Origin of the sequence: Curtobacterium sp. MCPF17_046, from assembly GCF_003224295.1 — a bacterium.
Classification (GTDB): domain Bacteria; phylum Actinomycetota; class Actinomycetes; order Actinomycetales; family Microbacteriaceae; genus Curtobacterium.
The window spans coordinates 240,447-255,958 of record NZ_QKLB01000001.1; the positions used below are offsets into that span (position 1 = coordinate 240,447).

The 15,512-nt window shown below is 71.4% G+C and carries 11 protein-coding genes; 7 read left to right on the forward strand and 4 right to left on the reverse strand.

The window, feature by feature from the left end; translation table 11 throughout:
• Positions 1-72: 72 nt before the first annotated feature.
• Positions 73-2,559 carry a DNA topoisomerase (ATP-hydrolyzing) subunit A gene (locus tag DEJ32_RS01075; RefSeq protein ID WP_110900039.1) on the reverse strand — a complete coding sequence of 829 codons (2,487 nt, stop codon included), beginning with the start codon at positions 2,557-2,559 and terminating at the stop codon, positions 73-75.
• A 25-nt stretch (positions 2,560-2,584) separates the two neighbouring features.
• Between DEJ32_RS01075 and DEJ32_RS01080 the strand changes: the two genes are divergently transcribed.
• Positions 2,585-3,739 carry an alkaline phosphatase family protein gene (locus DEJ32_RS01080; RefSeq protein WP_258368861.1) on the forward strand — a complete coding sequence of 385 codons (1,155 nt, stop codon included), beginning with the start codon at positions 2,585-2,587 and terminating at the stop codon, positions 3,737-3,739.
• 95 nt (positions 3,740-3,834) lie between these two features.
• Here DEJ32_RS01080 and sepH read toward each other — a convergent pair whose 3' ends face one another.
• Positions 3,835-4,854 (reverse strand): septation protein SepH, encoded by a 1,020-nt coding sequence (sepH, locus tag DEJ32_RS01085; protein WP_181420543.1) that lies wholly within the window; start codon positions 4,852-4,854, stop codon positions 3,835-3,837.
• 262 nt (positions 4,855-5,116) lie between these two features.
• On the opposite strand from sepH, the gene DEJ32_RS01090 reads away from it, so the two are divergent.
• A complete protein-coding gene (locus DEJ32_RS01090; RefSeq protein ID WP_110825450.1) occupies positions 5,117-5,416 on the forward strand; it encodes a DUF4193 domain-containing protein in 300 nt (99 codons plus the stop codon).
• A 135-nt stretch (positions 5,417-5,551) separates the two neighbouring features.
• Here the strand turns inward: DEJ32_RS01090 and DEJ32_RS01095 are convergent, their stop codons facing one another.
• A complete protein-coding gene (locus DEJ32_RS01095) occupies positions 5,552-6,013 on the reverse strand; it encodes a DUF3093 domain-containing protein (RefSeq protein WP_110825451.1) in 462 nt (153 codons plus the stop codon).
• A gap of 77 nt (positions 6,014-6,090) precedes the next feature.
• Between DEJ32_RS01095 and dut the strand changes: the two genes are divergently transcribed.
• The 5 genes from dut (at position 6,091) to dxs (ending at position 13,212) form a co-directional block, all read left to right on the forward strand.
• Entirely contained in the window at positions 6,091-6,654 is a 564-nt protein-coding gene (gene dut, locus DEJ32_RS01100; RefSeq protein WP_375232128.1) for a dUTP diphosphatase, read from the forward strand.
• On the forward strand, positions 6,651-7,370 hold the full coding sequence (locus tag DEJ32_RS01105; RefSeq protein ID WP_110825453.1) for a DUF3710 domain-containing protein: 720 nt from the start codon (positions 6,651-6,653) through the stop codon (positions 7,368-7,370). The genes dut and DEJ32_RS01105 overlap by 4 nt, the downstream gene beginning before the upstream one ends.
• A gap of 41 nt (positions 7,371-7,411) precedes the next feature.
• Positions 7,412-8,182, forward strand: coding sequence for a DUF3159 domain-containing protein (locus tag DEJ32_RS01110; RefSeq protein WP_110889719.1), 771 nt, complete (start codon positions 7,412-7,414; stop codon positions 8,180-8,182).
• A 129-nt stretch (positions 8,183-8,311) separates the two neighbouring features.
• On the forward strand, positions 8,312-11,149 hold the full coding sequence (locus DEJ32_RS01115; RefSeq protein WP_110825455.1) for an aconitate hydratase: 2,838 nt from the start codon (positions 8,312-8,314) through the stop codon (positions 11,147-11,149).
• Positions 11,150-11,277: 128 nt separating this feature from the next.
• On the forward strand, positions 11,278-13,212 hold the full coding sequence (dxs, locus tag DEJ32_RS01120) for a 1-deoxy-D-xylulose-5-phosphate synthase (RefSeq protein ID WP_110900042.1): 1,935 nt from the start codon (positions 11,278-11,280) through the stop codon (positions 13,210-13,212).
• Between the two features lie 160 nt (positions 13,213-13,372).
• Here the strand turns inward: dxs and DEJ32_RS01125 are convergent, their stop codons facing one another.
• Entirely contained in the window at positions 13,373-15,511 is a 2,139-nt protein-coding gene (locus DEJ32_RS01125; RefSeq protein WP_110825457.1) for a 3-hydroxyacyl-CoA dehydrogenase NAD-binding domain-containing protein, read from the reverse strand.
• Position 15,512 lies beyond the last annotated feature (1 nt).

A 15,512-nucleotide genomic window follows, 5' to 3' on the forward strand; every position in this document is an offset into this window, starting at 1 on the left:
TGTCCGTCCCGGTGCGGCCACGCTGGCGTGCGCCCTGCTGCGACGCTCGTGTGCGCTCAGCGCGCGTGAGGCTCAGGCCTCGCCGCGAATCCCGTCGACGGCCGCCGCGCTCCCACCGATGGTCACGACCTCGGCGTCGAGCGGACTGCCGGAGCCATCACGCTTCGACAGCCAGTCCGGCAGCGTCCGGGCAGCACCGTCCGCCCCGACCGCGTGCGGCGGAGCGACGCCCGCCCACGCCACGGTCAGACCGTCCTCGCCCTTCAGGAACGCGTGCGCCCGGACCCCCTGGGTCCCGCGGCCCTTCGCCGGGAACTCGGTCAGCGCGGACACCTTCGCCCGTCCGGCGTCCGTCCCGGGCAGGGCGGTCGACGTCGTGGACACGGTGGCGACCACCGAGTCCTCGGTCAGCGCGACCGATCCGAACCAGATGACGGACGCGCCGGCGGCCAGGGACACCCCGGCGACACCGCCGGCCGGCAACCCCTGCGGGCGGACGGCGGCGGACGGGAAACGCAGCAGCTGCGCGTTCGAGGTGATGAACACCAGGTCGTCCGACTCGGGTGCCTGGGTCGCACCGACGACGCGGTCGCCCGGCTTGAGCCCGATCGCGACGACCTCGGGCTTGTCCGGCCACGCGCCGGGCACCACGCGCTTCACGACGCCCTGCGCGGTCCCGATCGCGAGCGACTCGGTCACGGCGGCGTCGAGCGACACGAGTGCGACGACGGTCTCGGACTTCGGGATGCCCAGGTAGTCGGTGACGCGGACGCCGGCGTCGAGCCGCACGGACGCGGGCGGCACGGCGGGGACGTCGACGGGGGAGAAGCGCAGCACACGGCCGGTCGAGGTGAGGGCGCCGACCTGCCCGCGCACGGTGCTCACCACCGTGGAGCGAACGGCGTCGTGCTTCGACCGCTTCGGGACGTGCACGATGCCGGACTCGGCCGCGGGGATGTCGACGCGGACGAGCCGCCCGGTCGTGGAGAGCAGCACGCGACAGGGAGCGTCGGCGACCTGGAGCGACTCGGGGTCGACGGCGGCCTTCCGGCCACCGCGGACGGGGGCGTCGGCCTCGGTCAGGAGGGTGCGGCGGGGCGTGGCGAACCGGTCGGACACCTCGCTCAGCTCGGTCGCGACCTGGCTGCGCAGGCGGTCGTCGGACGCGAGGAGTTCCTCGAGCGCGGCGATGTCGGCGAGCAGCTGGTCACGCTCGCCCTCGAGCTCCATGCGCGAGAACTTCGTGAGTCGTCGCAGGCGCAGTTCGAGGATGTACTCGGCCTGCACCTCCGACAGGTCGAACACGTCCCGCAGGCGACTGCGCGCGGCCTCGGAGTCGTCGGACGTCCGGATCACCTGGATGACCTCGTCGATGTCCAGGATCGCGATGAGCAACCCCTCGACCAGGTGCAGCCGTTCGCGACGACGGGCCAACCGGTACTCGGAGCGCCGCGTCACCACGGACAGGCGGTGCCGCACGTAGACGTCGAGCAGGTCGCGGAGGCCGAGCGTGCGCGGCGATCCGTCGACCAGGGCGACGTTGTTGATGCCGAAGTTCTCCTCGAGCGGGGTGTGCTTGTACAGCTGCTCGAGGACCGCCGTGGGGTTGAAGCCGGACTTGATGCCGATGACGAGCCGCAGACCGTGGTTGCGGTCGGTCAGGTCGTTGACGTCGGAGATGCCGACGAGCTTCTTCGCCTGGACCCCGTCCTTGATCTTCTCGATGACCCGTTCCGGACCCACCAGGTACGGCAGCTCGGTGACGACGAGCCCGGACTTGCGCGGCGTGAGGTTCTCGACCGAGACCTTGGCCCGCGTCCGGAAGCTACCGCGGCCCGTGGCGTACGCGTCCCGCACACCCGAGAGCCCGACGATCGTGCCGCCGGAGGGCAGGTCGGGGCCCGGGACGAACTCCATGAGCTCGTCGAGGGTGGCCTGCGGGTGCATGAGGAGGTGCTTCGCGGCCTCGACGACCTCGCCGAGGTTGTGCGGCGCCATGTTCGTCGCCATGCCCACCGCGATGCCCGAGGCGCCGTTGACGAGCAGGTTCGGGAACGCCGCCGGCAGCACGCTCGGCTGCATGATCTGGTTGTCGTAGTTCGGCACGAAGTCGACGACGTCCTCGCCGAGCCCCTCGGTCATCGCCATCGACGGCTCGGCGAGCCGGGCCTCGGTATACCGCGCCGCGGCGGGGCCGTCGTCGAGGGACCCGAAGTTGCCGTGTCCGTCGACGAGCGGGACGCGCATCGTGAACGGTTGTGCGAGGCGCACGAGCGCGTCGTAGATGGCACCGTCGCCGTGCGGGTGCAGCTTGCCCATCACCTCGCCGGTGACGCGGGCACTCTTCACGTGGCCGCGGTCCGGCCGGAGACCCATCTCGGCCATCTGGTACAGGATCCGCCGCTGCACCGGCTTCAGGCCGTCGCGGGCGTCCGGGAGAGCGCGTGAGTAGATGACGGAGTACGCGTACTCCAGGAAGGAGCCCTGCATCTCCTCGGAGACGTCGACCTCCTCGATGCGCTCACCGTCGGGCAGTCCGACGACGTCCGTGCGTGCCATGGCACCTTTCTGGGAGAGTGGTGGGGTGGCAACCAGCGTACCGACGGCCCCCGACGACACCGCGAACCTCGCCGACGTGCTGCCGAGTTGCCTGGTCGCACTCGGCGCGGCCGACGACGACTGGCTCCGGGCGCGCGGCCTGGAGGCCCGGATCCCCCTCCGCCCCGCCCGTTCCGCGGTCGTCGTGCTCGTCGACGGCCTCGGCGCGAACGCCCTCGCCGCACGGGCCGGCCACGCACGCTTCCTGACGGCCACGAAGAAGCGGCTGCGGAGCGGGTTCCCGACGACGACCGCCGCGGCCCTGACGACCCTGACCACGGGCCGCCCGCCCGGGACCCACGGCGTCGTCGGCTACAGCGGCTGGGACCCCGACCGGCAGCGGGTTATGAACCTGCTCAGCGGGTGGGACGACGAGGTCCCCGCCGGGTGGCTCCGTTCCGAGACGCTGTTCACCGCGGCGGACGGACTCGGCGTCGAGCCCGTCGTCGTCGCCCCGGGGCGCTACCGGTCCTCCGGGATGACCGCCAACGTGCTCGGCGGCGCGCGCTTCGTGTCGGCGGACACCGTCCCCGCCCGGGTCGACGCTGCGATCGAGGCCACCGCCTCCGGTCGGCAGCTCGTCTACCTCTACGTGCCCGAACTCGACTCGATCGGCCACAAGCACGGCTGGCAGTCCGACCGGTGGACGGCGGCGCTCGAGCTGGTCGACGCCGAGGTCTCCCGCCTGGCGGCACGCGTCGGACCCGACGTGGGTGTCCTCGTGACGGCGGACCACGGCGTGCTCGACGTCCCGCCGGAGTCGAACGTGTCGCTCGACCCGGACCTGCTGACGGACGTCGTCGGCGTCGCCGGGGACCCGCGCTGCCGACAGCTGACGGTCGCCCCCGGGACGGACGTGCCGGACCTGGTCGAGGCCTTCCGGGCCTCCCTCGGCAAGCGCGCGATCGTGGCGAGCCGGGACGAGGCGGTGGCAGCCGGGTGGTTCGGTGCGGTCGCGTCCGAGGTGCTCCCGCGCATCGGCGACGTCCTGCTCGTCGCCCGTGGCTCGTGGGCCTTCAACGACGACCGCGACGTCCGCGCCGGGATCGAACCGGGGCGGATGGTCGGCCAGCACGGGGCCATGAGCGACGACGAGTTGCTCGTACCGCTCCGGCTCGCCGGGGCGTTCGCCCAGCGGTAGCACCCGAGCGGACCCGGACCCTGACTCGATCACGGGACGACGGGAGGCCCGCCCCACGACGTGGGACGGGCCTTGCGTCGGTCGGCGGCGCGGGCTCAGACGGTGTCGTCGTCCGGACGGGTGCCGAAGACGATCTCGTCCCAGCTCGGCATCGCGCGGCGGTTGCGCTTGCGCCGGTCCTGGCGCGCGTCGCCGTCGCTCGTGGCGGTGGGGCGGGCCTCGGGCTGCGGGGCGGTGTCGGAGTCGTCCGCGCCGTGCAGGGGGATGTCGACCACGCCGACGGCCGGACCGCGCGGTGCGTCCTGCTGCTCGGGGAACGAGGCGGCTTCGCGCTCACCGCGGCGACGACGGAGCGCCTCGAGCAGGTCGGCGGTCTCGTTGCCGGGCGCGCGTTCCTCGACGTAGGCGGTACCGATCCGGGGGAGCGGCGGGCGGAGCGGAGCGCGCTCGGCGGGTTCCGCGGCCGTGGTCTCGTCCGCGGCGGCCGGCTCCTCGACGTGGAAGGCCCCGGAGTCGAAGCGGGTGCCGTCCTCGTCCTGGCGCTCGTACTCGACGGCGCGGAGTCGGGGAGCGATGCCCTCGTCCTCGGTGTGGGACAGCCGGTGGGCGTCCCCGTTGTCCGGCACGAGCGTCGCGGTCTTCGGGTCGAAGCGCCACTGCGCGTCGTGCTCGACCTCGGCCGCGGTGTACCGGACCTGGACCTGCCAGCCGTTCTCCACGTGCTTCCAGCTGGACCACGCGATGTCCGTGGCGTCGCCTGCTTCGAGCCGGGCGGTGATGGCCGGGCCGAAGGTGTCCGGCGACGCGTCGTCGACCGGGGTGACGCCGACGCGTCGGGCGGCGTCGAGGATGAACGCGCGCTCGGCGAGGACAGGGCCCTCGAAGCGCCGGACGTAGTCAACCTCGACCCCGAGCGCGGCGGCCACGTCCGCGGCGTCGGCGCCACTGCGGATGCGCGCCTGCACGTCCTTCGGCGACACGCGCTTCTGCGGACCGGACTCGGGGTTCGCCTGCCGGACCTGACCCGCGAGGGACGCCGTGACCGGCAGCCGGAACTCGGTCCCGCCGTCGGTCGCGAGGAGGAGCGACCCGGATTCGACTCCGATGACTCTCACGTCTTGCATGGTTCCGCCTTCCGCTGCCTGCGTACGGTCGTGCGTCGTACCCGAGGAGTATGCAGGCCGTCCGGGCAGTTTCCGGGGAGGCGCACGGCGTGCCGCGCGCAGGTCGTCGACTCCGGGAATGGCGCAGACGTGCGCCGGGTTGCACGGCCAGAACGCACCGCCCCTCGCTCCGGTTTGCACTCGGACGGGCCGTGGTGCAAACTGTCGCCGCCGATTCCGGCGACGACCCTCTCGATACGAGAAATGGATGGGCATGGCCACCGATTACGACGCCCCTCGGAAGACCGACGACAACTCTGACTCGGAGTCGATCGAGGCCCTCAAGGAGCGCGTTCCCGACAAGATGTCGGGGGTCGTCGACGACGATTCCGACAACCCCGGCAGTTTCGAACTCGCCGGGCAGGACCTCAGCGACGTCGACCTCGACGTCGTGGTCCTCCCCCCGCAGGTCGACGAGTTCACGTGTGTGGAGTGCTTCCTCGTGAAGCACCGCTCGCAGCTCGACCACGAGACGAAGCTCGGCCCCGTGTGCATGGAGTGCGCCGCTCTGTAGGGCGACGAGCGCCGGCGCACGCTGCCGAGTGCAGGACGGCCCGCATCCAGTCGGATGCGGGCCGTCCTGCATGTCAGGAGGTCCTGCGCGTCGGCAGGTCCTGCGTCGGGCTGCTGGCGCCGCCCCGGCGAGGCGTCAGCGCCGGTCGCTGCCGGGGGTGGCGGCGGAGCCGGTGAGTGCGCGGGTGACGGCATCCGGGTGCCGCACGCTCACGAGCCAGTAGGGCGTGGGGTCGGCGTCGTCGCGGACCTCGACCTTCACCACGCCGTGCACGTAGCCGCGGAAGAGCGTCCACGCCCGCGCGTCGAGCTGCGGGCCGCGCTGGCTCGTGGCGGCTGCGCCCGTGAAGCCCTCGACGGCACCCACCGCGGTGCGGGGCAGGTGTGCCCGGCCCGCACGGAACTCGGTCTCGGTCACCTCGATGACGGGGGCCAGGACCCACAGCAGCACGAGCACGGCGAGCTCCATCCCGATCGCGACGACGACACCGGCCGTCACGCTGATGGGGAGGAACACGAGGAGGCTCGCGGGGACGACGAGCGCCGTCGCCAGGTACAGGGCGGGCGGCGCCCACAGTCGTTCGCGGTACACGGTCACCCCTCCATTCGACCATGCATCGCTGCGTGCTCCGAGCCAGGTCACGGATCGGTCACGGTCTGCACTACCCTCGACTCGTGACCGATGCAGTCGACGTGCTCTGGACCGGGGATGCCGCTCCCGTCTTCGCGAAACCCGGTGACGCCGGGGCCGACCTCGTCTCGGCCGAGGCGTTCGTCCTCGCGCCCGGACAGCGGCGCCTGGTGGGGACCGGTGTGGCGATCGCCCTCCCCGAGGGACACGTCGGGTTCGTGGTGCCCCGGAGCGGGCTCGCGGCGAAGCACGGCATCACGATCGTCAACGCCCCCGGCACGATCGACTCCGGCTACCGCGGCGAGGTCAAGGTGGCTCTGCTCAACACGGACGCCACCGAGCCCTACGCCGTCCAGGTCGGAGACCGCATCGCGCAGCTCGTGGTCCTCCCCGTCCCGCGGGTGACGTTCACACGGGTCGCCGACCTGCCGGAGAGCGTCCGCGGCCAGGACGGCTTCGGCTCGTCGGGCTACCGTGACGACCAGGGCGGGCACCCGGGCGTCTACGGCGTGGGGGACGCCCGACGGGACGCGGGCACCGACGGACACGACGGCGCGGCGACGCCCGTCGACATGCACGAACAGGGTCGAGAAGGGACGCGGTCATGAGGATCGGACGACGCAAGCGCGACGAGGTCGAGGTCGCCGAGGCCGTGGTTGACGACGTCGAGGTGGCCGGGCCGACGCCCGAGATCGAACTCGCCGACGACGCCGACGCCGGGCTGGACGAGGTGCTCGCCACCGAGTCGACCGACAAGTCCGCCCCCGCCGACCGCAGCGAGAACGGCCCGCTCGACGAGACCGAGGCGAACCTGGTGCGCCCCTACGTGGACCTCGGCGGCGTGAAGATCCTGCCGCGCGAGGGCCTGCACCTCCGGCTCGAGGTGGAGGAGGACTCGAAGCGCGTCGTCGCGGTCGGGCTCGACTTCGACGAGTCCACCCTGCAGGTGCAGCCGTTCGCCGCCCCGCGGACCACCGGTCTCTGGCACGAGATCCGCGCGCAGATCGCCGAGCAGATCGAGCAGCAGGGCGGTGTCGTGACCGAGGTCGACGGCCCCTTCGGCCCCGAGCTCCGCGCACAGGTCCCCGTCGTCGGCGGCGCCGGCGTCACGGACGGCGTCCGCGCGGCCCGGTTCGTCGGCGTCGACGGCCCGCGCTGGTTCCTCCGCGGGGTGATCGCCGGCAAGGCCGCCGACCGACCCGAGGACTCCGCGGACATCGAGGAGCTGTTCCGCAGCGTCGTCGTCGTGCGGGGCACGACGCCGATGCCGCCGCGCGACCTCATCCCGCTGCACATGCCGAAGTCGACGCAGTCGACCATCTGACCCGGCCGCCGGCCGAACGCTCGATCCAGCCTGGAGGCCCGGTGACGGACCACGACGACCGCCCACGTCCGGACGGGGTCGCGCCCGAGCGCGACCCGTACGCCGAGGAGCGGGCGGAGCCGCTCTCGCTCCAGGCTCAGCTCCGGGACGCCGTACGGAGCGCCGGCATCGGGCAGGTCGCCCCGGGAGAGGCGCCGTCGGGCAGGGCCCTGCTGACCGCGGTCGGCGGGGTGCGCGGGCTCGCCGAGTCGGTGCTGCCCGGCTTCGCGTTCCTCATCGTCTACGCGGTGACGAAGGAGGTCGTCCCGAGCGTCGTCGTCCCGGTCGCGATCGGGCTCGTCTTCGTGGTGCTCCGTCTGGTGCAGCGGCAGTCGATCATGATGTCCTTCGCGGGCATCTTCGGTGTCGCGATCTCGGCGGGCCTCGCGCTGCTGACCGGCCGGGCGGAGAGCAACTTCATCCCGGGCATCGTCATCAACGCGGTGTTCCTCGCGGTGATCCTCGTGACCCTGGCGATCCGGCGACCGCTCATCGGCCTGGTCGTCGGTCTCCTCGTCCCGGGCGACGAGGACGGGCACGACTGGCGGGACGACCCGGCGAAGCGTCGGGTGCTCACGGTCGCGACGTGGATGTGGGCCGGACTGTTCGCCTTCCGCCTCGCCTTCGAGATCCCGCTCTGGCTGACCGCGCAGGTCGAGCTGCTCGCGGGCATCAAGCTCATCACCGGCGTGCCCTTGTACGCCGCGCTGCTCTGGGTGACGTGGCTGCTCGTCCGGACCGTCTTCGTCCGGGACGAACCGGCCGCGGTGTAGAGTTGTCTCGACGTCAAGACACTTCCGCCCGGGCACGACGGCGTCCTCGGGTTTAGGTTCACCTTGCTGGTGGGACGTCCCGCGGCCCGCGAGGATGAGGGCACACCGATCAACTCAGGAGGCGGCACAGTGGCTGCAGTCAACAGCTTCGGATCGAAGGACACGCTCTCGGTTGGGGGTGTCGACTACGCGATCCACCGGATCGACCGGGTGCCCGGGCACGAGAAGCTGCCCTACAGCCTGAAGGTGCTGCTCGAGAACCTGCTCCGCACCGAGGACGGCGCGAACGTCACCGAGGGCCAGATCCGCGCGCTGGGCTCCTGGCGCCCCGAGGCCGAGCCGGACACCGAGATCCAGTTCTCCCCGGCCCGCGTGGTCATGCAGGACTTCACCGGCGTCCCGTGCATCGTCGACCTCGCCACCATGCGCGAGGCGATGGCCGAGATCGGCGGCGACCCGAACAAGATCAACCCGCTCTCGCCGGCCGAGATGGTCATCGACCACTCCGTCATCGCGGACCTGTTCGGCAGCACCGACGCCCTCCAGCGCAACACCGACCTGGAGTACGAGCGCAACGGGGAGCGCTACCAGTTCCTCCGCTGGGGTCAGACGGCGTTCGAGGACTTCAAGGTCGTCCCGCCGGGCACCGGCATCGTCCACCAGGTCAACATCGAGTACCTGGCGAAGGTCACCTACACGCGCGACTTCGACGGCGAGACCTACGCCTACCCGGACACCCTCGTCGGCACCGACTCGCACACCACGATGGTGAACGGGCTCGGCGTGCTCGGCTGGGGCGTCGGCGGCATCGAGGCCGAGGCGGCGATGCTCGGCCAGCCCGTGTCGATGCTCATCCCGAAGGTCGTCGGCTTCAAGCTGTCCGGCGAGATCCCCGCCGGTGTGACCGCGACGGACGTGGTGCTCACGATCACCGAGCAGCTCCGGAAGCACGGCGTGGTCGGCAAGTTCGTCGAGTTCTACGGCGAGGGCGTCGGTGCGGTCCCGCTCGCGAACCGCGCGACCATCGGCAACATGAGCCCCGAGTTCGGTTCCACGGCGGCGATCTTCCCGGTCGACGACGTCACGCTCGACTACCTGCGCCTGACCGGTCGTGACGAGGCGCAGATCGCCCTCGTCGAGGCGTACTCGAAGACGCAGGGCCTCTGGCACGACCCTTCGGTCGAGCCCGTCTACTCCGAGTACATGGAGCTGGACCTCTCCACGGTCGTCCCGTCGATCTCCGGGCCGAAGCGCCCGCAGGACCGCATCGTCCTCACCGAGGCGAAGGACCAGTTCGAGGTGGACCTCGCGAACTACGCGAGCATCGACCACACCGAAGAGGACAAGGCCGTCGCGGACACGTTCCCGGCGTCCGACCCGGTCGCCGCGGCCCCGGGTGACGAGCACGCCGTCGACGACCTGCAGGACGCCCCGGCGTCCGAGGTGCCGGTGCACGCCTCCAGCGCTCCCGGCTCGGTCTCGAAGCCGACGTCCGTCGCGATCGCCGACGGCGACCCGTTCACGATCGACCACGGTGCCGTCGCCATCGCCGCGATCACGTCCTGCACGAACACGTCGAACCCGTCGGTGATGATGGCCGCGGGCATCCTCGCGCGCAACGCATCTCGGAAGGGCCTCAAGGCCAAGCCGTGGGTCAAGACGACCCTCGCGCCCGGCTCCAAGGTCGTCACCGACTACTACGAGAAGGCCGGCCTCACGACCTACCTCGAGGACCTCGGCTTCTACACGGTCGGCTACGGCTGCACCACCTGCATCGGCAACTCGGGCCCGCTTCCCGAGGAGATCTCGCAGGCCGTGCAGGACAACGACCTGGCCGTCACCGCGGTGCTCTCGGGCAACCGCAACTTCGAGGGGCGCATCAACCCCGACGTGAAGATGAACTACCTGGCGTCCCCGCCGCTGGTCATCGCGTACGCCCTCGCCGGGTCGATGCACTTCGACTTCGACACCGACGCGCTCGGTACCGACACCGAGGGCAACGACGTCTTCCTCAAGGACATCTGGCCCGACACGGCCGAGGTCCAGCAGGTCATCGACGCGTCGATCGACACCGACATGTTCACGCACGAGTACGGCTCCGTGTTCGAGGGCGACGACCGGTGGAAGAACCTGCCGACCCCGACGGGCGACACCTTCGAGTGGGACAGCGAGTCGACCTACGTGCGGAAGCCCCCGTACTTCGACGGCATGACGATGCAGCCGGACCCGGTCTCCGACATCTCGGGCGCCCGCGTGCTCGCGAAGCTCGGCGATTCGGTCACGACGGACCACATCTCGCCGGCCGGCTCCATCAAGGCGGACAGCCCAGCGGGGCGGTACCTCGCCGAGCACGACGTCGACCGCAAGGACTTCAACTCCTACGGCTCGCGTCGCGGCAACCACGAGGTGATGATCCGCGGCACGTTCGCGAACATCCGCCTCCGCAACCAGCTCCTCGACGGCGTGGAGGGCGGCTACACCCGCGACTTCACCACGCCCGACGGCGCGCAGTCGTTCATCTACGACGCGTCCGAGCACTACCAGGCGCAGGGCATCCCGCTCGTCGTCCTCGGTGGCAAGGAGTACGGCTCCGGGTCGTCCCGCGACTGGGCGGCGAAGGGGACGAGCCTCCTCGGCGTCAAGGCGGTCATCACCGAGAGCTTCGAGCGCATCCACCGCTCGAACCTCATCGGCATGGGCGTCGTCCCGCTGCAGTTCCCCGCTGGTGAGTCGATCGAGTCCCTCGGGCTCGACGGCACCGAGGTCATCTCGATCTCGGGGCTCACCGCGCTGAACGAGGGCACCACGCCGAAGACGGTGCACGTCACCGCCGAGCCGAGCGAGCACTCGCCCGCCGGCAAGCAGACGGTCGAGTTCGACGCGGTCGTCCGCATCGACACCCCGGGCGAGGCCGACTACTACCGCAACGGCGGCATCCTGCAGTACGTCCTCCGGTCGCTCGTCTGACATCCCGACGCGGTCGTCGACGCGAGCACGACACCTCCGGGAGGCCCGTCACCAGCTGGTGGCGGGCCTCCCGTCTGCTGTCGGGTCACGCGCATAGAGTGGGCCGACACCGCACGAAAGGATCGCCCGTGAGCCTGCTCGCCAGCATCACGTCGCCGCGCGACCTGAAGCGTCTCTCCGACGCGCAGATGACCGACCTCGCAGCGGAGATCCGCAGCTTCCTGGTCGCCGAGGTCGCGAAGACCGGCGGGCACCTCGGGCCGAACCTGGGCGTCGTCGAGCTGACGCTCGCGATGCACCGCGTGTTCGACTCGCCGCACGACCCGTTCGTGTTCGACACCGGGCACCAGTCCTACGTGCACAAGCTCGTCACCGGACGGCAGGACTTCTCGCACCTCCGCGAACGTGGCGGGATCGCCGGGTACCCGCAGCGGAGCGAGTCGGAGCACGACATCGTCGAGTCCTCGCACGCGTCGTCGTCGCTGTCCTGGGCGGACGGGATCTCCCGCGCGTTCCAGCAGACGGGGCAGAGCGACCGCACGGTCGTCGCCGTCGTCGGCGACGGTGCCCTCACCGGCGGGATGACCTGGGAGGCGCTCAACAACATCTCCGACCAGAACGACCGTCGACTGGTCATCGTCGTCAACGACAACGGCCGGTCCTACGCGCCGACGATCGGCGGCATGGCCCGCTTCCTCAGCTCGGTGCGGACCCGTCGTGAGTACCGCACGCTGTACGAGAAGAGCCGTGCGGCGGCCGACCTCTTCGGGGCGCCCGGCCGAGCGGTGTACCGGGGCCTCCGGGGTGGCCTGCACGGGTTCCTGTCCCGGTTCACGAACAACGAGGCGCTGTACTCGAACCTCGACATCAAGTACGTCGGCCCCGTCGACGGGCACGACCAGCAGGCCATGGAGGCGGCGCTCCGGCAGGCGAAGGGCTACGGGTCCCCGGTCATCGTGCACGCCATCACGGAGAAGGGCCACGGCTTCGCGCCGGCGCTCCGCGACCAGGCGGACCAGTTCCACGCCGTCGGGCACATCGACCCCGAGACCGGGGAGTCGCTCGACGTGTCGTCGGGTCCGTCGTGGACCTCGGTCTTCGCGACCACCCTCGCCGAGGTCGGGCACGAGGACCCCCGCATCGTCGCGATCACGGCCGCGATGCTCCGGCCGACCGGCCTGCACCTCTTCGAGCAGGCGCACCCCGACCGTGTCTACGACGTCGGCATCGCCGAGCAGCACGCCGTGACGACCGCTGCAGGGCTCGCCTACGGCGGTCTGCACCCCGTCGTCGCCCTCTACGCGACGTTCCTCAACCGCGCGTTCGACCAGGTGCTCATGGACGTCGCCCTGCACCGGGCCGGCGTCACGTTCGTGCTCGACCGCGCGGGCATCACCGGCCCCGACGGTCCGTCGCACCACGGCATGTGGGACCTCGCGCTCCTGCAGGTCGTGCCCGGCATCCGGATCGCCGCCCCGCGCGACGCTGCAACCCTCCGCGAGGAGTTCCGGGAGGCCGTGGCCGTCGACGACGCCCCGACCGTGCTCCGGTGGTCGAAGGGCCAGGTCGGACCGGACATCCCCGCGGTCGAACGGCTGGCGGACGGGGTGGACGTGCTCCGGAGGCCCGCCGACGACCAGGAACCGGACGTCCTCGTCGTGGCCGTCGGGTCGATGGTGCCGACCGCGCTCGAGGCGGCGGCGCTCCTCGAGGCGCAGGGCATCGGCGTGACCGTCGTCGACCCGCGTTGGGTCGTCCCGATCCCGGTGTCGCTCATCGACCTGTCCCGCGACCACCGACTCGTCATCACCATCGAGGACGGCGTCCGGGTCGGCGGTGTGGGCACCCGGCTGCGGCAGGACCTCCGCGCTGCCGGGGTCGACACCGGTGTGAACGAGCTCGGACTCCCGGACGAGTTCATCGACCACGCCAGCCGGACCCAGATCCTCGCCGATGCCGGGCTGACGGCGCAGGCCATCGCCCGCGACGTCATCGACCAGGTCATCGGCACGAAGGTGCCCCAGGCGAAGCCGGCCCGCTCGCGGGAGTCCGCCGAGCGCTGAACGCCCGGCGCTGCCCGGCGCTGCCCGGGCGGACCCCGCCGGCCCACGCCCGCAGCCGCAGCCGTGGCGCACTTCGGCCGCGCACAACAGGAACCGCCTCGAACCACGGACGTCCGTGGTTCGAGGCGGTTCCTGTTGTGCGGGTCCGGCTGGCGCCGGGCTAGCGGCTGGCCGGGCCGACGATCCGCGGCTCGTGGAACGTGCCGCCGAAGACGCGCTCCGAGGCTCCGCTGCGGTCGAGGTACGGGCTGATGCCGCCGGCCTGGAACGGGTAGCCCGCGCCGAGGATGAGCCCGAGGTCGATCTCCTCGACGTGCTCGACCACGTGGTCCTCTAGCATGCGGTGCACCTCGTCGGCCAGGGCGTCCTCGAACCGGCGCTGCATCTCGGCAGCGTCGACCGGCTTCGCGTCCTTCTTCGACGGCGCGACGAGCTTCACGGCAGCGGGGTCGTACCCGGTCGCGTTGCCCTTCTTGTCGCGGGTCAGGATCGTGCCGTGCTCGGCGATCCGCTTCAGTCCGTCGCCCGGGTAGAAGCGCTCCGGCCACGCAGCGTGGTGCGAGTCGAGCACGTGCGCGCCCACGGGCAGGCCGACGAGCTCGAGCAGCTCGAACGGCGACATCGGCAGGCCCAGGGGAGCGGCCCCCTCGGCGACGGTCTCGAAGGAGGTGCCCTCCTCGACGCCGCGCATGGCCTCGCCGAGCACCCGGGCGAGCACCCGGTTGACGACGAAGCCCGGCTGGTCGGCGGTGACGATCGCCGTCTTCTTCAGGGCCTTCGCGACCGCGAGCGCGGTGGCGAGTGCCTCGTCGGAGGTCTTCGCCGCCCGCACCACCTCGAGCAGCGGCATCACCGCGACCGGGTTGAAGAAGTGGAAGCCGACCAGACGCTCGGGGTTCGTCAGGACCGAGGCCATCTCGTCGACGGACAGCGACGACGTGTTCGTCGCGAGGATCGCGTCCGGCGCGATGACCTGCTCGATCTTGCGGAACACCTCCTGCTTGACGCTCATCTCCTCGAAGACCGCCTCGATGACCCAGTCGGCGTCGGCGAACGCGTCGTAGGACACCGACCCGGAGACGAGCCCGGTGATGCGGTTCGCGTCGTCGGGGGAGATGCGGCCCTTCTCGAGGAGCTTCGCGACCTCACCGGCGATCCGCGCCACGCCCGCGTCGACCCGCTCCTGCGACACGTCGGTGATGACGACGGGCACACCGAGACGGCGGGCGAAGAGCAGGGCGAACTGCGACGCCATGAGCCCGGCGCCGAGGACGCCGACCTTCGTGGTCTTCTTCGCGTCGACGCCCTCGGGGGCACCGACGGGACGCTTGGCCCGCTTCTGCACGAGGTCGAACGCGTACATCGACGCGGCGAACTGGTCGCCGGCCAGGAGGTCGGCGAGGGCGTCGTCCTCGCCCGCGAACCGCTCGTCGAGCGATCCCGACTTCGCCGCGGCGACGAGGTCGAGCGCACGGAACGGGGACTTCGGGACCGTGCCGATCTTCGACGCGACCTGGCTGCGTGCGACCTTGACGACCGTGCCCCAGGCTGCCTTCTCGAGCATCCCGGGTTCGTTCTTCCGCGTGACCTTGGTCCGGCCCGCCACGACGCCGTCGGCCCAGGCGACCGCGGACGGCAGGAACGTCACCGACGGGATGAGCGCGTCGCCGATGCCGAGCTCGACCGCGGCCTTGCCGTCCATCAGGCGGTTGTTCTTCAGCGGGTTCTCCACGATGACCCGGAGGGCCTTCTCGGGACCGATGAGCCGGGGGAGCAGCGTCGCGCCGCCCCAGCCGGGGATGATGCCGAGGAAGACCTCGGGCAGCCCGATGCCCTGCGCGGCGGACGAGAACACGCGGTACGTGCAGTGCAGCGCGACCTCGAGCCCGCCGCCGAGCGCGATGCCGTTGACGAACGCGAACGACGGGACCCCGAGCTCGCTGAACTTGCGGAGGGTGGCGTGCCCGAGGACGCCGAGCTCGTGCGCGACCTCGCGCGAGGGCAGTGCGGCAGCCTGCGAGAGGTCGGCGCCCGCGGCGAAGCAGTACTCCTTGCCGGTGACGGCGACGGCCTGGATGTCGCCCGCCGCCGCCGAAGCGCGGAGCCCGTCGAGCACGTCGGACAGCTCACGCATCGTGCGCGGCCCGAGGGTCGAGGGTCGCTTGTAGTCCTTGCCGTTGTCGAGCGTGATGAGCGCGAGGGTGCCGCCGGAGGGCAGCGCGACGTGCTTGACGTACGAGTGGGTGACGACCTCGTCCTCGCTCAGGGCCGTCAACTGGTCGGTCGGTGCGATGGTCATG